General features: G+C 56.7%; 17 protein-coding genes. 9 read left to right on the top strand and 8 right to left on the bottom strand.

Going from position 1 to position 26,074, the window contains the following annotated elements:
* Positions 1 to 2: 2 nt before the first annotated feature.
* Complete coding sequence (locus QZ766_RS02485; RefSeq protein WP_297196893.1) at positions 3 to 329, top strand: hypothetical protein; 327 nt, start codon at positions 3 to 5, stop codon at positions 327 to 329.
* Positions 330 to 464: 135 nt separating this feature from the next.
* On the opposite strand, the gene QZ766_RS02490 is transcribed toward QZ766_RS02485, so the two are convergent.
* From QZ766_RS02490 to QZ766_RS02510, 5 genes are all read right to left on the bottom strand, one after another.
* Positions 465 to 2,582, bottom strand: a complete 2,118-nt coding sequence (locus QZ766_RS02490; RefSeq protein WP_297196894.1) for a TonB-dependent siderophore receptor — start codon at positions 2,580 to 2,582, stop codon at positions 465 to 467.
* Between the two features lie 206 nt (positions 2,583 to 2,788).
* Complete coding sequence (locus QZ766_RS02495) at positions 2,789 to 4,024, bottom strand: MFS transporter (RefSeq protein ID WP_297196896.1); 1,236 nt, start codon at positions 4,022 to 4,024, stop codon at positions 2,789 to 2,791.
* Between the two features lie 10 nt (positions 4,025 to 4,034).
* The gene (locus QZ766_RS02500; RefSeq protein ID WP_297196898.1) at positions 4,035 to 6,389 is read right to left on the bottom strand and encodes a GNAT family N-acetyltransferase; all 2,355 of its coding nucleotides are present in this window, start codon (positions 6,387 to 6,389) and stop codon (positions 4,035 to 4,037) included.
* Between the two features lies 1 nt (position 6,390).
* Positions 6,391 to 7,683: a SidA/IucD/PvdA family monooxygenase gene (locus QZ766_RS02505; protein WP_297196900.1), complete on the bottom strand. Its 1,293-nt coding sequence runs from the start codon at positions 7,681 to 7,683 to the stop codon at positions 6,391 to 6,393.
* A 10-nt stretch (positions 7,684 to 7,693) separates the two neighbouring features.
* Positions 7,694 to 9,238: an aspartate aminotransferase family protein gene (locus QZ766_RS02510; RefSeq protein ID WP_297196972.1), complete on the bottom strand. Its 1,545-nt coding sequence runs from the start codon at positions 9,236 to 9,238 to the stop codon at positions 7,694 to 7,696.
* 948 nt (positions 9,239 to 10,186) lie between these two features.
* On the opposite strand from QZ766_RS02510, the gene QZ766_RS02515 reads away from it, so the two are divergent.
* The 7 genes from QZ766_RS02515 to QZ766_RS02545 all read left to right on the top strand — a co-directional run bounded on the left by QZ766_RS02515 (position 10,187) and on the right by QZ766_RS02545 (position 19,607).
* Positions 10,187 to 11,596: a hypothetical protein gene (locus QZ766_RS02515; RefSeq protein WP_297196902.1), complete on the top strand. Its 1,410-nt coding sequence runs from the start codon at positions 10,187 to 10,189 to the stop codon at positions 11,594 to 11,596.
* A 184-nt stretch (positions 11,597 to 11,780) separates the two neighbouring features.
* Positions 11,781 to 13,421, top strand: coding sequence for an AarF/UbiB family protein (locus QZ766_RS02520; protein ID WP_297196904.1), 1,641 nt, complete (start codon positions 11,781 to 11,783; stop codon positions 13,419 to 13,421).
* Between the two features lie 129 nt (positions 13,422 to 13,550).
* Complete coding sequence (locus tag QZ766_RS02525) at positions 13,551 to 15,212, top strand: alpha,alpha-trehalase (RefSeq protein ID WP_297196906.1); 1,662 nt, start codon at positions 13,551 to 13,553, stop codon at positions 15,210 to 15,212.
* 152 nt (positions 15,213 to 15,364) lie between these two features.
* Positions 15,365 to 15,898 (top strand): GNAT family N-acetyltransferase, encoded by a 534-nt coding sequence (locus tag QZ766_RS02530; protein ID WP_297196908.1) that lies wholly within the window; start codon positions 15,365 to 15,367, stop codon positions 15,896 to 15,898.
* A gap of 143 nt (positions 15,899 to 16,041) precedes the next feature.
* Positions 16,042 to 16,947, top strand: coding sequence for a LysR family transcriptional regulator (locus QZ766_RS02535; protein WP_297196910.1), 906 nt, complete (start codon positions 16,042 to 16,044; stop codon positions 16,945 to 16,947).
* 45 nt (positions 16,948 to 16,992) lie between these two features.
* Entirely contained in the window at positions 16,993 to 18,042 is a 1,050-nt protein-coding gene (gene yhjD / locus QZ766_RS02540; RefSeq protein WP_297196911.1) for an inner membrane protein YhjD, read from the top strand.
* Positions 18,043 to 18,284: 242 nt separating this feature from the next.
* On the top strand, positions 18,285 to 19,607 hold the full coding sequence (locus tag QZ766_RS02545) for an MFS transporter (RefSeq protein WP_297196913.1): 1,323 nt from the start codon (positions 18,285 to 18,287) through the stop codon (positions 19,605 to 19,607).
* 43 nt (positions 19,608 to 19,650) lie between these two features.
* Here the strand turns inward: QZ766_RS02545 and QZ766_RS02550 are convergent, their stop codons facing one another.
* Positions 19,651 to 21,690, bottom strand: a complete 2,040-nt coding sequence (locus tag QZ766_RS02550; protein ID WP_297196914.1) for an AsmA family protein — start codon at positions 21,688 to 21,690, stop codon at positions 19,651 to 19,653.
* A 226-nt stretch (positions 21,691 to 21,916) separates the two neighbouring features.
* On the opposite strand from QZ766_RS02550, the gene QZ766_RS02555 reads away from it, so the two are divergent.
* Positions 21,917 to 22,846, top strand: coding sequence for a sugar kinase (locus QZ766_RS02555; protein ID WP_297196916.1), 930 nt, complete (start codon positions 21,917 to 21,919; stop codon positions 22,844 to 22,846).
* Between the two features lie 41 nt (positions 22,847 to 22,887).
* Here the strand turns inward: QZ766_RS02555 and QZ766_RS02560 are convergent, their stop codons facing one another.
* Both QZ766_RS02560 and QZ766_RS02565 read right to left on the bottom strand, forming a co-directional pair.
* Positions 22,888 to 24,384, bottom strand: a complete 1,497-nt coding sequence (locus QZ766_RS02560; RefSeq protein WP_297196918.1) for a pitrilysin family protein — start codon at positions 24,382 to 24,384, stop codon at positions 22,888 to 22,890.
* Between the two features lie 281 nt (positions 24,385 to 24,665).
* Entirely contained in the window at positions 24,666 to 25,946 is a 1,281-nt protein-coding gene (locus QZ766_RS02565; protein WP_297196920.1) for a dicarboxylate/amino acid:cation symporter, read from the bottom strand.
* Positions 25,947 to 26,074: the final 128 nt, after the last annotated feature.

Here is a 26,074-nt window from a genome sequence, read left to right on the forward strand (position 1 = left end):
ACATGCGCGTCCTGGATGGCTCCATTCCAAAAGGTGAGTATGTTTTTACAAGAGACGGCTTAGCCAAAAAAACGTTTTTGCTTCCCTACCGGGATATCAAAAAAGTGTCGTTTTTAAATCACGTCGTCAACATTAAAGAGAGCGTTAAGTATGCCAATGAGGGCGTTGGTGTTGAGCACAACCATCACGTCACCATCAGCGTAGAGTGCAGCTCGGGGGCTTTCGTGGCTAAAACTAATATGGTCAGCGCGGAGTATCTGATTGCGCTTAGCGCTAAGGAAAGATGCCAGAAGAGTAACCCGTTATCCTTCAGCCAGTCTGAAGGATGACGGGTATAGGTAAGCAGCAGCGCCAGCCTCAGATCTTCCTGATAAAGCGCTGGCGCACGCTGCCTTCCGGGTTGTTGATGGCTTTACCCGGCGCGGTTAGATGAACCGCTCCCCTTTTCTATATCCAATGTCGAATCAGAAGTCATATCCCACCGTCGCCACGACAGAGCGCTCTGCGCCCCAGTAGCAGTACCCGGTGCCGTAGCAGGCAGAAACGTATTTGCGATTAGCAAGGTTGTTAGCATTCACCTGCACAAACGCGCCTTTCAGCTTGCTGTTCCACGCGCCGAGATCGGCCCGGATTAACGCATCAAACAGCGTGGCGGAAGCCAGTCGGGTGGTATTTTCATTATCCGCCCACTGCCTGCCGATATAGCGAACGCCGCCGCCGACGCTCAGGCCATTATTAAGCTGGTATTTGCTCCACAGCGAGGCCATCGACTTCGGCGTTATATAGGGCGTATTCCCGCCGTTGCCGTCGATAGCATCACGGTAGCGGATGCGGTTGAGGGTGTAGTTGGCGATGGTGCTCAGGCGGGACGTTATCTGGCTCCGTGCCTCCAGCTCCAGCCCTTGTGAATGTATCTTACCGGCAGGCACGTAATAGGTCCCATTGACCACCCGGTTGGCAACGTTCTTCTGCGTCAGGTCATAGACGGCAGCAGTGTAAAGATCAGAACTCCCCGGGGGCTGGTATTTGACGCCCGCCTCATACTGTTCTGCCGTCATAGGTTTAAGAAGGTTGCCGCCTTGATCGGAAAGAGACTGCGGGGTGATCGCCTGGCTGTAGCTGATATAGGGCGAAATGCCGCTGTCGAACGCGTAAAGCAGCGCCGCGCGCCCGCCGACGCGATCGTCCTGGCGGCGCGATTTAGTTTCCAGATCGTAATTATGGGTACGCGAAACAATCCTGTCGTAGCGGCTGGAAAGATCCAGATGCCACTTATCCAGCGTCATCTCATCCTGCAGATAAACCCCGGTCTGATAGTAGTAGCGCTGTGAACTCAGGAAGTTATAGGGCGGGTTAGCGCCCACCGCCTCGCCGGTAACCGCATTTAGCTGGCTGGCTGAGCCGCTGGCGTCTTTCAGATCGTTTTTGTACTGGTGATATTCCGCCCCTAGCACCACCCTGTGATCAACGATGCCGGTCGCAAAGTCCGCTTCGAGCTGGTTATCAATAGCGTAGGCGTTAAGTGAGGAACGCTCTCCGGAATAGTAGCGATTGAGCAGGTCGCTCTGCGGTCCCGCCCAGCCAATTTGATATACCTGGTCAAGATTGACGTTGGAGTGGGAATAGCTGGCATTGGAGCGAAAAGCCCAGGTATCGTTGAAGCGGTGCGAGAACTGCGCGGTGTACATCTGCTCCCGCCGCTTAAACTGGTCCAGCGAGGTGTCGCCATCGTAAAAACCTTTACTCAGCTTGTAGCCGTTGTGGGCGGTGATGCTGCCGTCGCCCGGCACCGCGCCGTGGTAGCCGCCGGAGGGATCTTTTTGCAGGTAGGCGCGCAGCAGCAGCGAAGTATCACCCGAAGGCTGCCAGAGCAGCGAAGGCGAAATCGCGTACTTCTCTTCCCGGGTGTGATCATACTGAGTGTCGCTGTTGCGGCCAATCCCGGTCAGGCGAAAGGCCAGCGTGTCGTTAATGGCATCGGTGTAGTCAAACGCCGCTGCGCTGGTGTCATTAGTACCGCCGGACAGGCGGAAGTGCCCTTCCTGGCGAAACTGCGGACGCTTCGAGGTTTCCATCACCAGCCCGCCGGGCACGGTCTGACCGTACAGCGCGGAGGAAGGGCCTTTAATGACATCCAGACGCTCAAGGAACCAGGGATCGACCTGCAGGACGTTATAGCTGCCGGCATCGCTCATCAGGCGCAGACCGTCGAGGAAGATATTATCCACGTCGCCGCCGTGGAAGCCGCGCAGGGAAACGGTGTCATAACGCGTTGCGGCACCGGCGAAGTTAGTGAATACGCCGGCGGTGTAGTTCAGGGCCTGGTTAACATCCATCGCCCCCTGATCTTCCATCTGCTGGCGCGTCACTACCGATACTGCCTGGCCCGTGGTAATAAGCGGCCGATCGGTTTTGGTCGCGCCCGTGCTGGTCCTGGCCGTATAGCCCGTGGTCGGCGAAGTCGCGCTGTCGTCAGCGCGCGCGGTTACCACCAGGGTCTCCGCCGCGTGAGTCAGGGGTGAGGCGACAAGGGCCATTGAGCAAAGCCAGGCCGAGCGCTTCAGGAGGAAGGGCATTTTCATTGTTGATTCCTTATAAAATCGCTCATTTAGCCCTGCAGGCCTCGAGCCGATGGATATAAAAAGCGCCTAGTTTAAATGCGAGTACGAATAATAACTATTCAATTTTTAATTTATTGCGAATCAGACTCGCAACTGAATTAGCTTTTGTTAATCAGCCAGATGGATTGATATTTCTGAAGAAAAATTAATTGGCGCTTGTCCAGCGCTTAAGCGTCGCCTGAGTTACGCTGCCGGCTCCCGTTTTCACGCAGAAATGCGCATATTAGCCACAGCCAGAGCAGGCCGCAGCATAGATTAACCATGCTTAAGCCTGTGCTGGCCATACTGAAATACGCGGCTTTAGCAGCCTCAATTCCCAGCGCAAAAACCAGAATGCTTATCATGCCAAGCATTGCAGCAACGCTGCCTTTACCTGCCCGGCTGGAAAATAGCGTCATGCGATAGAGCCCCGCGCTGACCAGGCCAGTACCAAAGCCGTAGAGGCTGAGCCCGGCGGTGAGCCACAGATAGCCGTGAGGATTAAAAAGGGTTCCTGCTGCGGCAGCGGCCAGGCCTCCTACTACCGGCCAGGCACCCAGACGCACCGGCTGCTCGACAGGCATTCGGCTGGCAAGACGTCCCAGCGTCAGGTTACCGATAATCATGGCCAGAAAAACAGGAAGCTGCAGCAGCGCGTAGTACATGCGGCTTTGACCCGCATCATGAATAATGATGACCGGCGAGAGCGCCACCCACGCAAGACAGGGCACCGTCACCAGCCCAATCGCCAGCGATCCGCGAATAACCTGGCGCTCTCCCAGCAGCCGATAATATCCCTTGGCAAGTGACGTCAGCGATAAGGATTTAGCACGATCGCCCGAGGTTTCCGGCATGCCATACCAGAGACCTGCCAGCGCCACAGCCGTCACTGCGCCAAAGAGCCAAAACAGAGTGCGCCATCCGCATATGCTCAGTAATGCGGCGCCAGCCAGCGGTCCTGCCAGGGGCGCGACCAAAGCAACATTCGCCATCAGCGCCATAATTTTAATACTCAGCGCTTCATTGAATGCCTCCTGAATGGCGGCATAACCTACTGCGCCGATAAAACAGAGGCTGATACCCTGCAAAAAGCGCAGTAAAACGAATTGTTCAATATTTTGCACCCAGAGCATGGCGATGCAGCCCAACATGAAGAAAGCCGTGCCGAAGAGCATTACAGGCCGCCGCCCTATTCGATCGGACAGCGGGCCAAGCAGCCATTGTAATACAATGCCTCCCGTCAGATAGGCCGTTAGCGAAGTGGACACCCACTCCGGCCCCACATTGAATTCGCGGGTTACCAGCAGCATGCCCGGCTGGATCATGTCATGGGCGATATAGGTAGCAAATTCAAATAAAACCAGGGATAGCGGAAAAATAATATGACGTTGCGTCAGCTGCGATACGGGGTCGTACAGCGCCATGATCGGATCCTTATCGCCATGCGGAAAGCGGATTCTTCAGCGTACCGGCAAACTTCAGATTCTCTGCCGGGTCAGCCAGATTAATCATCTGCTGATTATTTGCCAGCTGCAGGCGGTTAAGGCAGGAACGGATAAACTCCGGGGTAAACAAGTCGTAGCGCGCAAATTTACTCGCCAGATGCGGATGTGCCTGCTGATACTCTGTTACACACTGCGCAACCGTCTGCCAGAACCGCTCCTGTGTCAGCGTGCCCGAACTGTGCAGAATCGCGCTGATAAAGCGGAAGATACAGTCAAACACGTCAGTAAAAATCGACAGCAGCTTGAGCTCTTCCGGTACCTCGACTGCCAGCCGCTTTGCTTTCTCTGGCAATACAGCGTCTGGATTCATCACCGCTATCTCTTCACCAATATCTTTCATAAAGGCGCTGACCGGAGCATTATTTTCCAGCAACATAATCAGGTTTTCGCCGTGCGGCATAAACACCAGGTCATGCTGGTAGAAGCAGTGCAGCAACGGACTCAAATAGCAGCGGAGATAGCGGGCCACCCACTCCTCTGCCGGCAGACCGGAGTCCGCAATCAGCGCGGGAAGCAGCGCCTTCTGATGGTGGTCAATGTGCAAAAACGACGCCATTGTCATCAAACGCTGCCCCGGTTGCAGGTTGACCGCCGGATTATCCCGCCAAAGCGCGGCAAACATCTTTTTATAGGCAGAATCACCGCTGAGAGCCTGCTCGTAATGGCGGTTATGATAGCCCACTGCGGCAACCTCACGCAGGATACGAAAGCCGCAGCGCTGCAGCCACTCATCGCCCGCCACCAGCTGCGCGAGCCACTCATTTATTGCCGGCGTGGTCGCCATATAGTAAGGCGACAGGCCCCGCATAAAGCCCATATTGAGTACCGATAGCGCCGTTTTGACATAGCGCCTGTCGGGCCGGGAGCGGTTAAAGAAGGTACGAATAGACTGCTGAGCCTGATAGCCATCTTCCCCGCGACCGAGATAAACAATGTCGTTATTGGCAATGTCGGCGGCAAAAACGGTCAGCAGCTTATTCTGCCATTGCCACGGGTGAACCGGCATCAGCAGATAGCTATTGGCCAGTAATCCTCTGTCTTCCAGCTGGCGGTGAAAGTGCTCAAGCGTCGCCTCTCCCAGCTCTTCGCACATCAGCTGCTTATAGTCCAGGCTGCTCAGGCTGGAAAAATGCGCATTGCGTTTATGTACCGCCACCCAGACGAGGTGTACGGATGCAGCGGCTTCAGGCGCATAAGCAAGATAATCAGCAGCATCAAACCCGATACGCCCGTTATTAGCGACAAAACACGGATGTCCTTCAGTCATTGCCGCCTCAACGGCCTGGAAATCCGCACGCACCAGAGCTGCGCTGTCCGGATTCTGTTTCTGAAGTTTAAATACGCTGCTGCACAGCGTACTGCTGATTTCTTCCATATAGGTCGCTAACAGCGCCTGCGGGATACCTATCTGCTCATTAAATTCCACAATAAACTGCAGCGCGTCCAGCATCAGGGTCTGGCCATTCTCCTGCCGCGTCAAAGAGGTGATATCGATATCCCAGTGATCCAAGGCCAGGCGCTGCGCACGAAATTGATAGACCACCTCCTTACCCGGCACGGCCAGACTAAAACAGCCGACGTCAGTTTCTTGTGGAGACACAATTTTTTCATGGGCAAACTCGGCGATGGCCTTGCGGATAAGCATACGGTTCGCCTGCGCCCAGTTATCACCCGTCAAATGGGCGCCGGTAAGAAGTGTGTTAGTGTTATCCATGGGCAGTGAATCCTGATTAAGAGCATATTGGTAATCTTCTCGCCGGCAGAAAGCCAGCCAGGCCGTTTTATTTTCCATTTCAATTGTGTGCTGATAGCGAAAACCCGCTCGCTTATTCAGGCGATGAATCTTTTCATTGCGCACATCGGGCTCGACCACCACTCGCGCGACCTGCGGCAGACTAAACAGATAATCCATCACAACAGTAAATACCTGCCAGCTGAACTGTCTGACCGGTGCTGTCGCTGGAGCAAGAAGGATATGCATGCCGTAATCACCCAACTCGGCAGGATAAAATTGCGCCACCGCGTCGCTACAGGCGTGATAGCACTCGATCAGGAAAACCGGTTTTTCATCGCAGCAGCCGATGAGTGCCGCGTGCGGATCGGATGCCGTCAGCGTTTGATAAAATGCGCTCACCTGCTCAAGAGTGTCATTCTGCATACCCCAGAAAAGGGCATAGTCGCGCGTCACCCACTGATGGATAAGCACAGCATCATCGGCCTGCACAGGACGCAGAGTAAAGCTCCCCGCCGGACGCACGGCGCTAAAAATAGATTGTGAAGACATATCAATGTTCCGTTTTGGCCGGGAAAGTCTGAAATGCAATCTGACGTTCGACCGGATACACCTCCCTTCCGGTAAGTTCGCGCAGAATGACGGAGTTACGGTAGCTTGCCATACCGAGATCGGGCGTAACGAAACCGTGAGTATGCAGCTCGGCATTTTGAACAAAGACGCGATTGTAGAAATCAATGCTGTAGTTACGCTGCACGTCGTAGCGCCCTTGCTCGTCCCAGCGCAAGCGCCGGGTAACACCTTCAAGAAACGCTGGCGGGCTGGAGTGATATCCCGTTGCCATGACCAGCCCTTCAGTACGGCGGGTAAATGCGCGTTCCTGCTCCTGCTGATAGAGCGAGAGTTCAAGCTCCCCGTTGGGCAGCCGTCGCATACCTGTCAATGCAGAATGGGTGAAGAGATTAACGTTCAGTTCCCCATCGAGCTGTTTAACGTACATCAGGTCATAGATATCGTTGATTAAACTACTATTAATGCCCTTATAAAGGCTTTTGTGGCTGGCATTTAACTGGTCTCGCTTAGCAGGAGCCAGGTCATGAAAATAATCCACCCATTCTGGAGAGGTCATCTCTAGCGTCAGCCTGGTGTATTCAAGCGGGTAGAAGCGCGGCGCGCGGGTGATCCAGTTAAGCTGGTAGCCAAATTTGTCGATATCATTGAGCAGATCATAATAAATTTCGGCTGCGCTCTGTCCGCTCCCCAGTACGGTAATTGAGCGCTTTTGCTGCAGCTGATCTTTATTTTCAAGGTAATCGCTGGAGTGGGTAAAATACGGGCGCAGCGGCAAGCTACACTCCGGTACCCATGCCGTAGGGCCAGTACCGAGGACAAGCTGACGGGCATAATACTCTTGCGTTTGCCCATTAAGAGTATCGGTAGCGCGTACACACCAGGCAGACTTTTTCTCGTCATAGCTGACATAATCCACGCGCCTGTTCCAGCGTAAATTGCTAAGGCGAGAGCAAACCCACTGGCAGTACTGGTTATACTCTTTGCGCATCAGAAAAAAGTTCTCTCTAATATAAAAAGAATAAAGCTTTCCCTTTTTTTTCATATAATTAAGCAAACTATACGGGCTGGTTGGGTCGGCAAGCGTAACCAGATCGGCAATAAAAGGCGTCTGAAGATGGGCGCTCTCAAGCATCATCCCGGTATGCCAGTCAAATCCGGCATTCCGATCGAGAAAAATACCGTTCAGATCCTCGATGGGTTCACTGAGGCAGGCCAGGCCCAGGTTAAATGGGCCGATCCCAATACCCACAAAATCGTAAATTGTATGATTCATATCGGAGTTCTCATTGAGTTACCGAAGAGGTGCGGAGATATTCCCGTCCGTAGTGCGCTATCAGGCTGATAACTTCGTCCAGGTCGGCGCTGGTGGTCGTTGGATTAAGCAGGGTAAATTTTAGATACTGCCGCCCATCTACTCGGGTGCCGGCGATGATAGCCCTCCCGGAACGGAATATGGCTTTGCGAATCGCTGCATTCATCTCATCAATTTGGGTATCGCTGAGCATCCGATCGGGCCTGAAGCGGAAAACCTGAGTGGAGAGCTCCGGCGCGTGTAATACCTCAATCTCAGGATGATCGCTTAACAGCCGGTGTGCGATCTGCGCCAGATGCAGCACCGAATCGAAAGCGTTACCTAACGCAACCGGGCCCATAATGCGCAGCGTCAGCCACATTTTTAAGGCATCAAAGCGCCGGGTCGTCTGGATACTTTTATTCACAAGATTTGGCGTGCCTTCCTGCTGGGCGCTAAGCGGATTGAGGTAGTCAGCATGGTGCGTGACGTGTTTCAGATTCTGTTTATCCCGTACAAAAAAAGCGCCGCAGCTAACGGTCTGAAAGAAGGATTTGTGGTAATCCACGGTGACAGAATCGGCCCGTTCAATCCCGCGCAGGCGCTGGCGATGTTGCTCTGAAACCAGCAAACCGCAGCCGTAGGCGGCATCTACGTGCATCCATAAATTGCTGCGCTGGCACAAGTCGGCGATCTCCTCCAGCGGATCGATACTGCCGAAGTCAGTTGTACCGCCAGTAGCAACGATCGCTATCGGGATCAGCCCCTCATCGCGAGAGCGCTGTATCTCACGCTCAAGCACTTTAACATCCATGCGGTAGCGCGCATCGCAGTCCACCGCCACCACGGCATCGTAGCCCAGCCCGAGGATTGCCATGGACTTCTGAATACTGAAGTGGCTCAGCGATGAAGCGAAAATACGCCATTTGCCTGCATCCGGCGGCAAACCACGATATTTAACAAGGTGCCCCGGATGATGAGATTCACACCAGCTGTCGCGGGCAAGCAGCATTGCCATCAGGTTTGACTGGGTTCCTCCACTGGTAAAAATACCGTCAGAACAGGGCGGCAGCCCGATACGCTGCAGCGTCCAGTCAATGACCTTTTGTTCAATAAGCGTCCCGCCAGCGCTCTGATCCCAGGTATCCACCGAGGTATTCACCGCCGAGAGGATTTGCTCAGCCGCCAGCGACGGCAGGACCACTGGACAGTTTAAATGCGCAAGATATTTAGGGTGATGGAACCAGATGGCATCACGAAGGTAGAGGTTATAAAGCTCGGAAAATGCTTTATCGCTGTCACCCAAAGGGTGATTCAAATCGACGCTTCTGAACTGGCCCGCCAGTTCTTCAGGCAGTATTCCGCTGAAAGGCTTTTCTACCTTCTTAACCGTATCAGCAAGTAGATCCAGCACCTTCTGACTCTGCTGCTGCCATAATCCAAGCTGTTGATCATTGAAAAGCCAGTCGGCTGAGCTAACGCCCTCAAAAGGATTCGATAATTCTGATACTGATGGTGCGAACAATTGTGTCGCCATTTTCCATTCCTGTTTATTTAGTTCTGAGAAATCCTGCAGGTACGGCACTGCAGGTCATCTTGCTCGCTCTAAATTCCAGATAAATGAGATGAAGGGTTGAGATACAACGCCAAACTCAAGAACGCATTTTTTAATTTAATAATTTCATGGAGTTATATTTAAACAATAACACAATGTCAGGAGAGCTAAAGTATAAATGCAAATGGTTATCATTCCACTTCAATGAAGTTAAAATGTGTTACAATGAATGCTTATATATTTCAGATAACACCAGACACACAATGTTCATAAGGGTATAAAAACCGCGCAGCAACAACGCACTTTTCACCAAGAAAATTCACTATCCCCATGAAAAAAGAATGGCAATACCTACCTCTTTATTTCCATTTAATAATACTATTTTATCAACAACATAATTAAAAAGACTATATTATAATTTTATAGAATAAGTTACTGCAGACACTAACTCGCATAATAAATTATATTTCAGCTGAAATATGAAAGATTAAATAAAACCTTAAATTCAATACGATACCTATGACAGACCTGACAGATAAGAACATGCCCTTTGAATGAAACTGCTCACAAATAAGAACTTAACCCACTGATTATAAGAAAAAATTAATACACACACTTCCTGAGTAACCGTATTTTCCACTATATCACCCTCTAATCAGAATAATAATTAACCCTCCTTGACATTACTCCTCCCTCACATTATCTATTAAATGTCCTACAGAATATTTCCGCCAATCACTAAATGTAACTTGTATTACCAGAATGCGGAGCAACGCGCTGCGGCGTACATCCTGAGCATTTCAAGCTGCATGCAGCCTGAAATATGACGGGTGAATATCATCCATAGCCACGCGGCCGCATACCAATAAACCTCTGCTGTTATCGCTGGGCGATGAACAGATATTTTCCTGCCACAGGAGAAAGGTAGATATGCAGAAGAAGAAAAGACTCGCGTTATTATCCGGATTAACTTTCGCATTATTAATCAGCGCCGGGGCCAGCAGCGCCGCTTCGAATATTACGGAAATGGATGGCGATCCGGCGGTAAAAGAAGCCGCACCGGGCAGCACCGGTAAAGCGCACTTCGCCAGCCCTGACACGTCAAAATCAGGGGGCGAGCCCACGGTCACGTTTGCGCCGCCGACGGAGGAGCAAAAGCGCGTGAAGCCGCCTGAAAGCGATGCCAAAGCCGCCACGCCGTTACAGGTGGGGATAAGCCTGAAAAACGATGCACCCGATGTAGATTTGAGCACCCTGCGCTGGGTCAATATTACCGGCCAGCGCCGCGCCGCGCACTTCAGCATCAAATCCCTCGGCGCGGAGTCGGTTCGCGCGGGGCTGATTATCAAAACCCTCAGCGGCCAGATCCCCGACAACCTGATCCTGCATTTTAAGGGCGAGGACGGCGACATTTTTGAAACCACCGGCAGCGAACTGAAAAACAATCAGCTCTACTGGAGCCCGGCAGTGGTCGGCGATCGGCTCACGGTGGAGCTGGTGCTGCCCGCAGGCCTGACGCCGCAGGATCTGCAGGTTTCGGTACCGCTGCTTTCCTATTTCCCGGAATCCATTAAAGGTGCGAAAGCAGGCGGCTACAGCAATGGTTTTGGCGACAGTGGCTCCTGCCAGGTTGATGAGGTGTGCGCCGCCCAGAGCGGCACGCCGGCCTACGATGACGCTACCCGGGCGGTAGCAAAAATGATTTATACCAAGCACGATGGCTTTAGCTATATCTGCACCGGCTCGCTGCTTAACAACAGCAACTCGCCGAAGCGGCAGCTGTTCTGGTCAGCGGCGCACTGCCTGGCGGATCAGGAAGAAGCGGACACGCTGCAGACGGTCTGGCTTTTCCGCACGACCCAGTGCGCCGGCGATGTTTCGACGCTGGATCCGCGCGTTACCGTCCTGACCGGCGGCGCGACGCTGCTGTTCCGCAATGCCAGCCGCGATACCCTGCTGCTGGAGCTGAAACGCACCCCGCCGGCAGGCACCTTTTATCAAGGCTGGAACGCGCAACAAATTGCCAATGGCGTTGATATTGACGATCTTCACCATCCGCAGGGCGATGCGCTGAAATACTCTAAAGGTCTGGTTACCGCGGTAGATAAACCCTACCAGGGCTTTACACATCTCATCCGCGTGCAGTGGCCTGCTGCCGTAGTAGAAGGCGGCTCTTCTGGCTCGGGGCTGCTTACCGTATCCAACAGCGGCAACTATCAACTGCGCGGCGGACTGTTTGGCGGCCCATCAAGCTGCCGCGTTTCTACAGCCGACCGCTATGACTACTTCTCCGATTTTAGCGGCGTGTTCTCGCAAATCTCCCGCTATTTTGCGCCTTAATATTGGCATTTAGATCACCAGGGCCCCGACCGCGTTCGGGCCCTTTTTGACAATTTATCCTCTCCGCATCATTTACAGAACTTACCGCTAGCTATCCGCACGGGTTTGAATTTCAATTGCTGCTAACGTTAGAGAACCCTTTTTTATTTCCCCGCTGAGTCCGAAAACATGGAGTTCCGGCAAAATGCTAAAAGCAATAATGGCCACCGCCCGCGATCGGGCGCGTTTACAGGAAATAACCGGTGTGCTGGTGCGCTACGGGCTGCAGGATCTGCTGCGCCTGCTGGGCCTCTCTGCCCTGTTCGACAAATTTAGCGTCGGTAAAACCCAGGACGCGCGCCCGCTGCCCGAGCGGCTGTGCTCGGCGCTGGAAGAGCTCGGGCCCGCCTTCGTTAAGCTGGGCCAGATCCTCTCTACCCGCAGCGATCTGCTCGGCCCGGAGTGGACCGATGCTCTCGGCCAGCTGAACACCAGCGCCAGCCCGCTGCCCTGGTCATCCCTGGAAGCGCAGGTGGTCGCCACCCTCGGCGACGCGCCCCACAACCTGTTCGCCTGGTTTGATGAAGCGCCGCTCGCCAGCGGCTCAATGGCGCAGATCCACCGCGCGCGCCTCGCCGAAGGCGACGAGGTGGTGGTTAAAATTCAGCGTCCCGGCATCGAACCCACCATTCGCGCGGATCTCCGGCTGCTGCACTATCTGGCAGAAACGATTGAACAGCAGAGCGCCTCGCTGGCCCGCTTTCGCCCGGCGATGCTGGTGCGCTATCTGGAAAATGCCCTGCACCAGGAGCTGGACTTCAGCTATGAAGCCGCCAACGGCGAGAAGATGTTCCAGAACTTTGCCGACAGCGAAGAGGTGGTTATCCCGCAGATTTACCAGGCCTGGACCCGCCCGCGCCTGATGGTGCAGGCATTTCTGCGCGCCGCCGCGCCGCTGGAGAGCCGGCAGCTGGCCTCCGCCGGGCTGGACGGCAGCGTGCTGGCACGGCGCGGCGCCGAAGCCTTTATTAAGATGCTGTTCGATTTTCGCATTTATCACGCCGACCCCCATCCGGGCAACGTGATGGCGCTGGCGGGCAACCGGGTGGGATTTATTGACTTCGGCATGGTGGGCTATCTCAGCGAAACCCGCCGCAGCGAGCTGCTCTCCCTGCTGTACGCCATCAGCGAACGCGACGCGAGCGGCATTGCCGACGCGCTGATCGCCTGGAGCGACGGCGACGCGCTCAATATCACCGAGCTGGAGCTGGCCGCCAACTACTTCCTGCAAAAGCAGGGCAGCCGCACGCTGCAGCTTGGCAAAGCGCTGACGGACATGCTCGCTACCGCCCGCGAGTTCCGCCTGCCGCTGCCGCCGGATCTGGTACTGCTGTTCAAGGCGCTGATCACCGCAGACGGCGTGCTGCAGAGCATGGATCCGCAGTTCGATATCATCGCCATTCTGCAGCCGATCCTGAAAAAACAGATGCTCCAGCGCTACGCGGGCTTTGCCAGCCGCCGGCGGATGGTGATGCTCGGCAACCGCCTGCTGGACAGCGGTGATACCCTGCCGCAAACCTTGCGGCTGGTGATACAACGCCTGCGCCACGGGCGTCTTCACGCCGATATCAACGTAGAAAACATCAGCCAGCTGGGAAAATCGCTGGAGCGGGCCGCCTCGACGCTGGCGCTGGCTATCGTGCTTGCCGCCACCGTGCTGGCGCTGACGCCGTGGCTCATCCGGCTGCACTGGACGCTGTTCGGCATTCCGGTGATCCCGGTGCTGCTTTGCCTGTGTGGCGTGGGCGGATCCGCGTGGTTAATTCGCCGACTGTGGATGCGCTGATACAGTTCAGAATTCACTCAAAAATGTGATCCTGCGCATATTTTGCTCATCGTCTGGCGGCACAATGGCTATGCTTATAGACGTTTGTCAAAAAAATGAGCGCCCGACACTACCGGAGGTTGCGATTGTATGCCGAGCCAGATCAGCCAAAAATTACGTTTCCCACCAGAGGATATCCTGCAAATTGAACAGGCCGAGCCCGGTTATCTTACGGATCCCTGCGAGCTGAAGCTGGATGAGATGCTGGAGGTCGAACCGGAGCCGGAGATCATCGAGGGCCTGCCCGCATCCGATGCCCTGACGCCTTCAGACCGCTATCTCGAACTGTTCGAAGAGGTACAGGCGTCGCGCATCTTTACCGACAGCAAAACCTTTCCGGACTGCGCCCCGCGTATCGAGCCGCTGGATATTCTGATCCGCTACCGCCGGCTGAAAAATCTGCCGGGTTTCGATCTGCGCAAGTTCGTGGTGTCGCACTTCTGGCTGCCCGACAATACTGACGATAACTACGTTTCCGATCCCAACAGCTCGCTCAAAGAACACATTGATAACCTGTGGCCGGTGCTGACCCGTGAGCCGCAGGACCACATTCCGTGGTCGTCGCTGCTGGCGCTGCCCCAGGCCTACATCGTGCCCGGCGGCCGCTTTACCGAGACTTACTACTGGGACTCCTACTTCACCATGCTGGGGCTGGCAGAAAGCGGGCGCAGCGACCTGATGAAGTGTATGGCGGACAATTTCGCGTGGATGATCGAGCGCTACGGCCATATTCCCAACGGCAACCGCACCTATTACCTGAGCCGCTCCCAGCCGCCGGTGTTCGCGCTGATGGTGGAGCTGTTCGAAGAGGACGGCGTGCGCGGTGCGCGGCGCTACCTTGAGCATCTGAAAATGGAGTACGCCTTCTGGATGGACGGCGCCGGTTCCCTGCTGCCCAACCAGGCCTATCGCCGGGTAGTCAGAATGCAGGACGGCTCACTGCTCAACCGCTACTGGGACGACCGCGACACGCCCCGGGACGAATCCTGGTTTGAAGACGTGGAAACCGCCCGCCACTCGGGCCGCCCGCCGAACGAGGTCTACCGCGACCTGCGCGCCGGTGCGGAATCCGGCTGGGACTATACCTCGCGCTGGCTGCGGGACGGCAACCGGCTGGCGAGTATCCGCACCACCCAGTTTGTACCGGTGGATCTCAATGCCCTGATGTTCAAGCTGGAAAGTACCATCGCCAATATTTCGGCATTAAACGGCGATCGCGAAACCGAGGCCGATTTCCGCCACCGGGCCAGCGAGCGCCGGGCGGCGATTACCCGCTATCTGTGGGACGACGAGCAGGGCTGCTACCGCGACTACGACTGGCGGCGCGAGGAGATGGCGCTGTTTTCTGCGGCAAGCGTGGTGCCGCTGTATGTGGGCCTCGCCACCCATGAGCAGGCTGACAAGCTCGACACCGCAATACGTACTCGCCTGCTGACGCCGGGCGGGATTATGGCCACCGAATACGACAGCGGCGAGCAGTGGGATTACCCCAACGGCTGGGCGCCGCTGCAGTGGATGGCAATTCAGGGCTTCAAGCTCTACGGTAACGACGCGCTCGGAAATGAGATTGCCCACAGCTGGCTGAAAATGGTCAACAACTTTTACCAGCAGCACCACAAGCTGATTGAGAAATACCACATCTCGTGCAGCACCGCCCGGGAAGGCGGCGGCGGCGAATATCCGCTGCAGGACGGCTTCGGCTGGACCAACGGCGTGGTGCGCAGATTAATTGGCCTGTACGGCGAACCGTGATCTCGCGAACTGTACAATAAATAGCCAACCTTCGCGTCGGCTATTTTTTGTCCGGAAAAACATGTCGCCCGCGCCTGGCCGTTTTTATCGCACTGCGCTTTACTGGCCTCTGTCCACCCACCACTATCACCGCAGCCCGCAGGGAAAATGCCATGAACGCGCTTCAAACATCCCGCCTTTGTCTCAGCCCCCTCAGCGAAGCCGACTGGCCGCTGTTCCTCGCCCTCCAGCAGGACAGCACCGTCATGCGCTACGTGTCCGATCCCCGCAGCGAAGAGGAAATCCGCGCCGCCTTTGAATCCCGCCTCCCGCGGTGGTCGCCGGGCTGCGCCCACTGGCTGTGCCTGATGGTGCGGGAAAAAGAGAGTGGCCGCGCGCTGGGGGTGACCGGCTATATTCAGCGGGAGCCGGACGCGGGCGAAGTGGGATTTCTGTTTTTTCCCGCTGCCCAGGGCAGAGGCTACGGCACCGAATCCCTGCGGGCGGTATGCGATTTCGCCTTCAGCAGCGGGGAGCTTCGCCGCCTGAGTGCCACAGTTACCGCCGGCAATTTTGCCTCGCGCGGCGCGCTGGAAAAAGTCGGCTTCCGGCTTGAAGGGGAGCTGCGCGAGAGCTTTCAGCTGGCGGGAGAATGGCATAACGACTGGCTTTTTGGCCTGCTTTCTCGCGAATACCGCAGCCGCTGACCTTTAAATCTTTGCCTCTGTCGCTGAAAAATCACTTTCTGCGCCCTCGCCTGATGATTTCACCCTGATTGATTGCTATAAAAACAACAATCGAGGATTGATTATTTACATTGTTCCAACATGGACAACAGAAGGCGCTGCGGATGGATAAAATTCACGCAATGAAGCTGTTTTTGCGCGTCGCGGATCTGGAAAGCTTCTCCCTGGCGGCGCAGGCCCTGTCGTTGCCAAAAGCCAGCGTATCGCGCCAGATCCAGGCCCTGGAGGAGGCGCTCGGCGCCCGCCTGCTGCACCGCACCACCCGGCGGGTTACGCTGACGCAGGAAGGGATTATTTATTACGAGCGGGCAAAAGACCTGCTCAGCAACATTGAGGAGCTGGACCACCTGTTTCAGCCCGATGCCGCCAGCGTCAGCGGCCTGGTGCGGGTCGATATGCCCGGCTGGATAGCCCGCGGCCTGGTGCTGCCGGCGCTCTCTCCCTTTCTCCAGCAGTATCCCGGTATCGCGCTCGATCTCAACAGCAGCGATCGCCGGATGGATATCCTGCGGGAAGATATTGACTGCGCAGTGCGGCTCGGGCCGCGCGGCGAAAGCGGTCTGACCGTCCGCCCGGTCGGCAGCCTCACGGTGATTAACTGCGCCAGTCCGGATTACCTGGCGCGGTTCGGCTATCCGCAAACTCCGGAATGTCTGGCGGATCATGCCTTGATCCACTGCGTCGATACGCCCGGCGGCCGCCCCGAAGGCTTCGCCCTGCAGGCGGAAGGACAGAACCGCCGGATACGCGCGGGAGGTATGCTGACGGTCAACAACATGGAAAACTATCTCGCCGCCGGCCTCGCCGGACTGGGCATCATCCAGACGCCGCGCGCCAGCGTGAAAGCGGATTTGCGCAGCGGCAGGCTGGTAGAGATCCTGCCCGGATATCGGGCCGCGCCGCTACCGGTGGCGCTGGTGTACCCACCCCGGCGCAATCTCTCCCGGCGGGTGCATCTGGTTATGGAATGGCTAACATCGCGGCTGGCGGGCTGGGTTGACGAGCATTAGGCTATAATGGAATTTACGTTGTAAAAATAAAGGAATAACCCTCTTATGACGCAGGATAATGACGCGGTACGCCCGACCCGGGATCTGGATTACCAGCCGGTCAAAAAAATTGCGCCCGAAGCGCCGCAGGCCGAAAACGAAGAAGCGGATACCTCAACGGTGACGAAGAAGGCCAGCGAGGCAATCAAAGTCGCCACCGACACCGCGCAGAAAGTGCAGCGCCAGCCGATGATCGCGCACCTGCTGCGGGCCATCGAGCGGTTTAACGATCGCCTCGGCAACCAGTTTGGCGCGGCGATCACCTACTTCTCGTTTCTGTCGATGATCCCGATTCTGATGGTGTCGTTCGCCGCCGCGGGCTTCGTGCTGGCGTCGCACCCGACGCTGCTGCAGGATATCTTCGATAAAATCCTGGTTAACGTCAGCGATCCCACGCTGGCAAGCACCCTGAAAAGCACCATCAGTACCGCCGTTCAGCAGCGCACCACCGTCGGTATCGTCGGTCTGCTGGTGGCGCTCTACTCCGGCATCAACTGGATGGGCAACCTCCGCGAGGCGATCCGCGCCCAGTCGCGGGACGTCTGGGAGCGCACCGAACAGGATCAGGAGAAAATCTGGATCAAATACTTCCGCGATCTGATTTCGCTGATCGGCCTGCTGGTGGCGCTGGTGATTACGCTGTCGATAACCTCGGCGGCGGGGGCGGCGCAGCAGCTGATCATCTCCGCCCTGCATCTTGATAGCATTGAATGGCTGAAGCCTGCCTGGCAGCTGATTGGCCTGGCGATCTCTATTTTTGCTAACTATCTGCTGTTCTTCTGGATTTTCTGGCGCCTGCCCCGCCACCGCCCGCGTAAAAAAGCGCTGGTGCGCGGCACCTTTATCGCCGCTATCGGCTTTGAAGTGATTAAGATCGTCATGACCTGGACCCTGCCGTCGCTGATGAAATCCCCTTCCGGGGCCGCCTTTGGCTCGGTGCTCGGCCTGATGGCGTTCTTCTACTTCTTTGCCCGCCTGACGCTGTTCTGCGCCGCATGGATCGCCACCGCCGAGTATAAAGACGATGCCCAGATGCCGGGCCGCTCGCATAACTGACTTATCCCCCGCAGTACCTCAGCAGATAAAACCAGTTGGTAACTTTTATTTAACTCTAAACTGGTTTTATCTGCCTTATTCTCTCTTCTGTGAAGCATTTCATAGATGTGAAACTCCACCAGCACACATTATTCACTTTTCGCGCATTTTCTGCCCGAATCGCGCTTTTGTAACACATTGAAATATGACTTTTGCTGTGCGTAATATGGCGGTTCGCTTGTCAAAAATAAGAAATAAATATTATGCAAACAGCCGCCACAACGCTCGACACCGCCCAGGACGCCGCGCCGGTGAACTCCCGCAATAAAGTGGTGGTCGCCTCTCTTATCGGCACCGCCATCGAGTTTTTTGACTTCTACATTTACGCCACCGCCGCGGTGATTGTTTTCCCGCACATCTTCTTCCCGCAGGGCGATGCCGCCGCCGCCACGCTCCAGTCGCTGGCAACCTTTGCCATCGCTTTCGTCGCCCGCCCCATTGGCTCGGCGCTGTTTGGCCACTTCGGCGACCGGGTAGGCCGCAAGGTCACGCTGGTGGCCTCGCTGCTGACGATGGGCATTTCCACGGTGGTGATTGGCCTGCTGCCGGGCTATCAGAGTATCGGCATTATGGCGCCGCTGCTGCTGGCGCTGGCGCGCTTCGGCCAGGGGCTCGGCCTCGGCGGCGAATGGGGCGGCGCGGCGCTGCTGGCGACGGAAAACGCGCCGCCGAAAAAACGCGCCCTGTACGGCTCCTTCCCGCAGCTCGGAGCGCCGATCGGCTTCTTTTTCGCTAACGGCACCTTCCTGCTGCTCTCGTGGCTGCTGACGGACGAACAGTTTATGAGCTGGGGCTGGCGCGTGCCGTTTATCTTCTCGGCGGTGCTGGTGATTATCGGCCTGTACGTGCGCGTCTCTTTGCACGAAACGCCGGTGTTCGCCAAAGTCGCCGCGGCGAAAAAGCAGGTAAAAATCCCGCTGGGCACGCTGCTCAGCCAGCACCTGCGCCTGACCATTCTCGGCACCTTTATCATGCTGGCAACCTACACGCTGTTTTACATCATGACGGTCTATTCCATGACCTACAGCACGGCGGCGGCGCCGGTTGGTCTCGGCCTGCCGCGCAATGAAGTGCTGTGGATGCTGATGATGGCGGTGATTGGTTTTGGCGTGATGGTGCCGATTGCCGGCGTGCTGGCGGACCACTACGGCCGCCGCAAAAGCATGATAACCATCACCACGCTGATTATTCTGTTTGGCCTGTTCCTGTTTCAGCCGCTGCTCGGCTCCGGCAGCCCGGCGCTGATCATGGTCTTCCTGCTGCTGGGCCTGAGCCTGATGGGGCTAACATTCGGCCCGATGGGCGCCCTGCTGCCGGAGCTGTTCCCGACGGAAGTACGCTATACCGGGGCGTCGTTCTCTTATAACCTCGCCTCCATTCTCGGCGCATCCGTGGCGCCCTATATCGCCGCATGGTTGACCGGCAACTTCGGGCTGGCCTACGTCGGCTACTACCTGACGGCAATGGCGGCGCTGACGCTGATTGCCCTGCTGCTGACCCACGAAACCCGCCACCAGTCCCTGTAATTTTACCTCTTGCCCTCTCCCGTCCGGGAGAGGGCGCGCTCCGCTACTTTTTCAGCTGCGACAGAATTACCTGACACTGATTGGCCTCGCCTTCTGACGGGGAGATCAGCGCCAGCAGCGCCGCCGCAGGCGTGACCAGCGTCGCCAGCGCGGCGGCCACCGCGCCGCGCACAATAAGCGGGCCGGGCTTCACGCCGTAATCGGGATGCTTAAAGGTGCCGCGCACGTACAGCGGCGAGCGCAGGGTGATAATGCGCAGACCCTTGCTCTCCGGGTCGATGGTTAAATCCATCTGCTCGGAGGCAAAGCGCAGGTTGCCGGTAACATTAATCAACGCGTTCTGGGTATCAAAGGCGAAGATCTGCGGGCGCACCACGCCGTTATTAATATCCAGATTCGCCGCCGCGCAGTTCACCCGCGCCTCTTCGTCGCCAAAAATCTGGCCGACGATAAAGTTACCGACGTTCAGGCCGAGGATCTCCATCAGGTTGCGGCTGACCACGCCGTCGTTCATCAGCAGCTTCAGGTTGCCGTTGCTGGTGCCGAGCAGTGCCGCTACAGAATTACCGGTGCCCCGCAGCTTCGCGTCGCCGTTAACCTCGCCAATGGTTTTTTGCATCATCTCGGCTTTCGGCATCAGCTCCTTGAGACGCAGCCGCCGGGCCTGAATATCCGCTTCGCCCTGCATCGGTTTTTTGTTTCCCGCCAGGTGGATCGTAGCGCTGATGGTGCCGCTGGCCATGCCGAACTTGAGCGGCTTCAGCTGCAGATCGCCCTTTTGCAGAATGACGTGCGTGGTCAGGTTATTGAGCGGCAGCGAGCTGCCGTGCTCGATACGTTGGCCTTTAAAACGCACGTCCGCGTCCATCACGTCCCACTTGTCGGTTTCAAAACGATCGTAGGGCAGCACTTTATCGGCGGGCTGAATATTTTTCTGCCCCGCTTTGGGTTTGGTTCCCTTCCCGGAATCAACGCCGATAAGCGGCCCTAAATCCGCCAGCCTCAGCTGCTTCGACACCAGATCGCCTTCCAGCTTCGGCCGCGGTTTGCCGGTGCTGTACTGCAGCGTGCCGTGAATATCGCTGTCGCCGATGCGGCCGTTAAAATCGCGGTAGTTAAACACCGAGCCTTTATCGGCGTCGATTTTGGCCACCAGCCGGCCGTCGGTTTCAAACGGCGGAGTGTCCGGCAGCAGTACGCCGGTCAAATCGTAAAGGTTGCCGAGCGAGTCGCCGGAGAACTTAAGGCGCAGGTTAACCCCGCCCATTTTCATCGGATCGTTAACGGTGCCGCTGAACATCACCCGGGTATTGCCCGAGCGGAAATCCGCCTGCACCGGGAACGGCGTGCCTTCGCTTTTCAGCGCCAGCATGCCGCCGATTTTACCGGTGCCGGTCAGGGGCGCGCCGTTGTAGCGCCCGCTGGCTTTCAGGCCGAAGACGAAGTCCCCGGCCTTAGCGTCGCTTTTGCCTTTGTCGCCGGTCACTTCGCTAAACGGCAGCGGCTTGCCGAGCGGATCGACGAGGATCTCGATGTTGGCACGGGAGACACGATCGTCAACGGCGATCCGCCCGCGATCGAACAGAATGTTGTCGAGCTTAAATGACCACGCCGAAGGCTGCTTGTTTTTGTCAGCGTCCTTGTCGGAGGCCAGATTGAAGGTCCAGTTGTTGGTTTTTTCCGACAGGCGAATAATGCGGGCATCGGGCTGCACCAGCTTTATCCACGGCAGATAGACGGTTTTGCTCAGCAGGGACAGCGGCGCCAGCGTGGCTTCCACCCGCGGCAGGTGCACCATCGTCACTTCCGGGATATCCGGCGGGTTGCCGAGCATCACGTCGTCGGCGTGAACGTGCGGCCACGGCACCCAGCTGCGCCAGCCGCGCTCGGAAGGCTGACGCTCCCAGACCACGCCAAGATCGCCGCGAATAGCAAAGGGCCGGTTCAGCTCCGCCGAGACTTTCTTGTTAATGGTTGGCTTGAGACGGTTCCAGTCGAAGGTGGCGATAATGATAATGGCCGCAACGATCAGCAGCACCAGCGCGCCCGACGCGATGCTGATGGCCTTTTTCGTTTTTGTCATGCCTGGTGCTCTCCTTTTTACCTCACTTTTCATAAATATAGTTGAGGCTGACAGAAAGGCCCGCTGCTCAGGCAAGTTTGATGGCCGCCGCGCCCGGATTTCAGCTTTTGCACCGTAATACGCGCCAGCTCAAAGAATAATGGAACGTTGTTTTAATATAATTGACCCTCTTCTACCCCCGGCGCAAACTAGCGCTTATTTCGATTCCGGAGCAGGTGTTAAGACGATGTCTAAAAATATTGCCGTCATCGGCGAATGCATGATTGAGCTGTCAGAAAAAGGCTCTGCGGTAAACCGCGGCTTTGGCGGCGATACGCTGAATACCTCGGTATATCTTGCCCGCCAGGTAGATGCTGATGCGCTGCGGGTGAGCTATGTGACCGCGCTGGGCTGCGACACGTTCAGCCAGCAGATGCTGGCATCCTGGGAAAGCGAAAACGTCGATATCTCGCTGATACAGCGCATGGAAAACCGCCTGCCCGGCCTGTACTACATCGAAACCGACGACGCCGGCGAGCGCACCTTCTACTACTGGCGCAGCGAGGCGGCGGCAAAATTCTGGCTCGACAGCGCGCAGTCTGCCGCCATCTGCGAAGAGCTGGCGACCTTCGACTATCTGTACCTCAGCGGCATCAGCCTGGCGATCCTCAGCCCGTCCAGCCGGGACAAACTGTTTTCGCTGCTGCACGAGTGCCGCGCCAACGGCGGAAAAGTTATCTTCGATAACAACTATCGCCCGCGCCTGTGGAGCAGCCGCGAAGAGACACAGCAGGTTTACCAGCAGATGCTCGCCTGCACCGATATCGCCTTCCTGACGCTGGATGACGAAGACGCGCTCTGGGGCGCGAAACCGGTGGAGGAGGTGATTGCCCGCACCCGTTCCGCAGGGGTAAGCGAAGTGGTTATCAAACGCGGCGCGGACGCCTGTCTGGTGGCGGTTGACGGTGAACCGCAGGTAGAAGTGCCGGCGGTGAAGCTGGCGAAAGAGAACGTGGTGGACACCACTGCCGCGGGAGATTCTTTTAGCGCGGGCTATCTCTCCGTGCGCCTGACCGGCGGCAGCGCCGAAGAGGCCGCCCGGCGCGGCCATCTGACCGCCAGCACGGTGATTCAACACCGCGGGGCGATCATTCCCCGCGACGCCATGCCTGCCTGATGCGCAATACCCTCTCCCGCCCGGGAGAGGGTCTCTGAAAATTACTGCTGTGCGGCGGGAATATCGCTTACCACGTCCTGCCGCCCGGCATCCGCCGCCGGAGCTTTTGCATCGGCGGCCGGCGCCAGCTCTTTATCCCACGTCGCCTGCAGCTCCTTCATGTTGAACTCCGGTTCGCCTTTCGGCTGGTGCAGCACCAGCGACATATCCTGGGAGAGCTGCTGGCGCAGATCGCGATTGAGCATCGACAGCGTCAGCGAATTCAGGAACGCCTCGCGCAGCTTCTGGTACTGCTCCGGGGCAATATCCACCACCTGATTTTGCAGCGAGCGCAGGCGCTGGCTCATCAGCACGCTGGTGTCAGTCCGGGCGTAGGTAGCAAACAGCTTCTGCAGCTCGAGGTTTTTCTGCGCCACCAGCGCGTCAAACTCCTCCTGCTGCAGCCCGCTGTCGCGCACTTCCGCCAGGGCCTTGCCCAGCAGCGCCAGGTTGCCGTTCAGGCTGTCATACGGGGAATCCAGGTTGATGCCGCACTGGGCGCGCAGCCAGACAACCCGGCAGTCGAATCCCAGCCCGGTATTTTTCAGGTTGTTTTTGCTCAACCGCTGCTGGATGTGCCAGAACAGGGCCTCGCGTGCTAAATCTTCACGCCAGTAGCGCTCCAGCGCCGCGGAGTCGCGGATCGGCGTCCACGGCACGTCCCACATAATCGCCAGCCGCGGCTGGCTAACTTTATCGGTCATGATGCTCACCGGGGCGGCAGGCAGCGGCGAAAGCGTCGGCATCGGCGCCGGGGTTTCGCGCTTGCCCTTCAGCTCGCCGAAGGTTTTGCCGATCTGCTCGGAGACGCTGCGGCTGTCAATATTGCCGACGATAACCAGCTGCATGGCGTCCGGGGTGTACCACTTGTGGTAGAAGCCCTGTAGCTGTTCGATATTGACCGGACGCGCAACGGGATCGGAAGGATCGTGCCCCAGCATGCCCGATCCCTTCAGGCGATAGCGCCACCAGCCGTCTTTCGGATCCTGGGGCTCGGTGGCCACCGGATCTTCGCCGCTCAGCGCGCGGTTAATCGTCGCCGGGGTAATGATCAGACTGCCGCCGGTATCTGCCAGCCAGGTCAGGGCTTCTTTCAGCAGATCGCTGCGGTTATTCGGCAGGCTGAGGCTGAACTGGGTGTAGTCGTAGGAAACGGTGGCCGGCGGCATCGGATGCTGGTGAGCGATGCTCTGCTGCCACAGCGAGCGGGCCTGGGTCGCCTGCAGGCTGCCGCTCTGGCTCAGGGCGAGGCGCGGCAGGAGGTGGCTAAAGCCCGTTTGCTGGGTATTTTCGCTAAGCGAGCCTGTATTAATCTGCAGGCGAATTTCGATGCGGTCGCTGGGGCGCTGCGGGGTGGCTAATATCTGCCACTGGAAGCCGTTCGCCAGGGTGCCCTGCTGCCAGGCCTGATCCGGCTGGAGTGTTTCTGCCTGCACATAGCCAGCCGCTGCCAGTAACAGCATCCCGCCCGCTACGAGTCGAATTTTTGTGCCCTGCATATCAACCCCTAAAACAATCCCGGTTATGTGAACGACTCACTGAATACATTAAATACATTGGCTAAATCATCCTGCATAAAGCGGCGCGCGCTGGCGAGTTGTCCACATGCCGGTCTCTGATTTGAGCAAATGCCCGGTAAATAGCGCGAATGATTTAGGGTATAGACCGTATAAATGCTGAAAAGTCACATGTTTGAAAAAAATTAAGGCCAATTATGCGCAGGTGCCCGCCGTCCTTCAAGGACGGCGGGCAAACAGGAACTGAAGTTAGGGATATTTAATTAAACTTCGCGCGGATTTGCGTCAGATACGCGGTTATTGAGGGTGTCGTCCAGCTGTTTGCTGTCGAGCTCTTTCACCCATTTGGCAACAACGATGGTCGCCACGCCGTTACCCACCAGGTTCGTCAGGGCGCGGGCTTCGGACATAAAACGGTCGATGCCCAGAATCAGCGCCAGCCCGGCAACCGGCAGATGCCCGACCGCAGAAATGGTGGCCGCCAGCACGATAAAGCCGCTGCCCGTTACGCCTGCCGCGCCTTTCGACGACAGCAGCAGCACCACCAGCAGGGTTATCTGATGGAAAATATCCATGTGGCTGTTGGTGGCCTGGGCGATAAACACCGCCGCCATTGTCAGATAAATGGAGGTACCGTCGAGGTTAAACGAGTAGCCGGTGGGAATAACCAGGCCGACCACCGACTTGCGGCAGCCGAGCTTTTCCATTTTATCGAGCATCCGCGGCAGCGCCGATTCCGACGAGGAGGTGCCGAGCACGATCAGCAGCTCTTCGCGAATGTAGCGAATAAACTTAAAGATGCTAAAGCCGGTGGCGCGGGCAATAGAGCCCAGCACCACCACCACGAACAGAATACAGGTGATATAGAAGCAGACGATCAGCTGACCCAGCTGCACCAGCGTGCCGACGCCGTACTTACCGATGGTGAACGCCATCGCGCCGAACGCGCCAATGGGTGCCAGACGCATGATCATATTGATGATGCCGAAAATCACCTGCGAGAAGCTTTCGATAACGTTAAAAATCAGCTGGCCTTTATTGCCCAGACGATGCAGCGCAAAGCCGAACAGCACTGCAAACAGCAGCACCTGCAGGATGTTGCCGCTGGCGAAGGCGCCGATAACGCTGCCGGGGATAATATCGAGCAGGAAGGCGGTAATGCCCTGATCTTTCGCCTGCTCGGCATAAACCGCCACGGCCTGCGCGTCCAGCGTTGAGGGATCGACGTTCATCCCGGCGCCCGGCTGCACCACGTTAACGATAATCAGGCCGATAATCAGCGCAATGGTGCTGACAATTTCAAAGTAAAGCAGCGCCACCGCCCCGGTGCGGCCTACCGCCTTCATGCTTTCCATGCCGGCAATGCCGGTCACGACCGTACAGAAGATGACCGGAGCGATCACCATCTTAATGAGCTTAACAAATGCGTCACCCAGCGGTTTCATTTGCGCGCCCAGTTCCGGATAGAAATGGCCGAGCAAAATACCGATGGCAATCGCCGTCAGGACCTGAAAATAGAGACTTTTAAACAGTGAGGTTTTCATAGGATGTCCTTGAAATAAAACCACGGGCTGAATGAGGTTTTTATTTGCCCGCGGCCTTAAAATAACATCCTGTAAACATTTTCAGATACAAAGTATCAAAAACTTTGAGCTGACTCGCGAAAGCAGTT

It is taken from the genome of uncultured Pluralibacter sp. (assembly GCF_913775985.1).
Taxonomy (GTDB): Bacteria; Pseudomonadota; Gammaproteobacteria; order Enterobacterales; family Enterobacteriaceae; genus Pluralibacter.

Excerpts from the sequence above, each read along its gene's own strand:
- QZ766_RS02510 (WP_297196972.1), bottom strand. The coding sequence starts at position 9,238 with ATGGCGACACAATTGTTCGCACCATCAGTATCAGAATTATCGAATCCT.
- QZ766_RS02530 (WP_297196908.1), top strand. The coding sequence starts at position 15,365 with ATGAACGCGCTTCAAACATCCCGCCTTTGTCTCAGCCCCCTCAGCGAA.
- QZ766_RS02505 (WP_297196900.1), bottom strand. The coding sequence starts at position 7,683 with ATGAATCATACAATTTACGATTTTGTGGGTATTGGGATCGGCCCATTT.
- QZ766_RS02560 (WP_297196918.1), bottom strand. The coding sequence starts at position 24,384 with ATGCAGGGCACAAAAATTCGACTCGTAGCGGGCGGGATGCTGTTACTG.
- QZ766_RS02485 (WP_297196893.1), top strand. The coding sequence starts at position 3 with ATGCGCGTCCTGGATGGCTCCATTCCAAAAGGTGAGTATGTTTTTACA.
- QZ766_RS02525 (WP_297196906.1), top strand. The coding sequence starts at position 13,551 with ATGCCGAGCCAGATCAGCCAAAAATTACGTTTCCCACCAGAGGATATC.
- QZ766_RS02555 (WP_297196916.1), top strand. The coding sequence starts at position 21,917 with ATGTCTAAAAATATTGCCGTCATCGGCGAATGCATGATTGAGCTGTCA.
- QZ766_RS02490 (WP_297196894.1), bottom strand. The coding sequence starts at position 2,582 with ATGAAAATGCCCTTCCTCCTGAAGCGCTCGGCCTGGCTTTGCTCAATG.
- yhjD (WP_297196911.1), top strand. The coding sequence starts at position 16,993 with ATGACGCAGGATAATGACGCGGTACGCCCGACCCGGGATCTGGATTAC.
- QZ766_RS02520 (WP_297196904.1), top strand. The coding sequence starts at position 11,781 with ATGCTAAAAGCAATAATGGCCACCGCCCGCGATCGGGCGCGTTTACAG.
- QZ766_RS02550 (WP_297196914.1), bottom strand. The coding sequence starts at position 21,690 with ATGACAAAAACGAAAAAGGCCATCAGCATCGCGTCGGGCGCGCTGGTG.
- QZ766_RS02545 (WP_297196913.1), top strand. The coding sequence starts at position 18,285 with ATGCAAACAGCCGCCACAACGCTCGACACCGCCCAGGACGCCGCGCCG.
- QZ766_RS02515 (WP_297196902.1), top strand. The coding sequence starts at position 10,187 with ATGCAGAAGAAGAAAAGACTCGCGTTATTATCCGGATTAACTTTCGCA.
- QZ766_RS02495 (WP_297196896.1), bottom strand. The coding sequence starts at position 4,024 with ATGGCGCTGTACGACCCCGTATCGCAGCTGACGCAACGTCATATTATT.
- QZ766_RS02565 (WP_297196920.1), bottom strand. The coding sequence starts at position 25,946 with ATGAAAACCTCACTGTTTAAAAGTCTCTATTTTCAGGTCCTGACGGCG.
- QZ766_RS02535 (WP_297196910.1), top strand. The coding sequence starts at position 16,042 with ATGGATAAAATTCACGCAATGAAGCTGTTTTTGCGCGTCGCGGATCTG.
- QZ766_RS02500 (WP_297196898.1), bottom strand. The coding sequence starts at position 6,389 with ATGTCTTCACAATCTATTTTTAGCGCCGTGCGTCCGGCGGGGAGCTTT.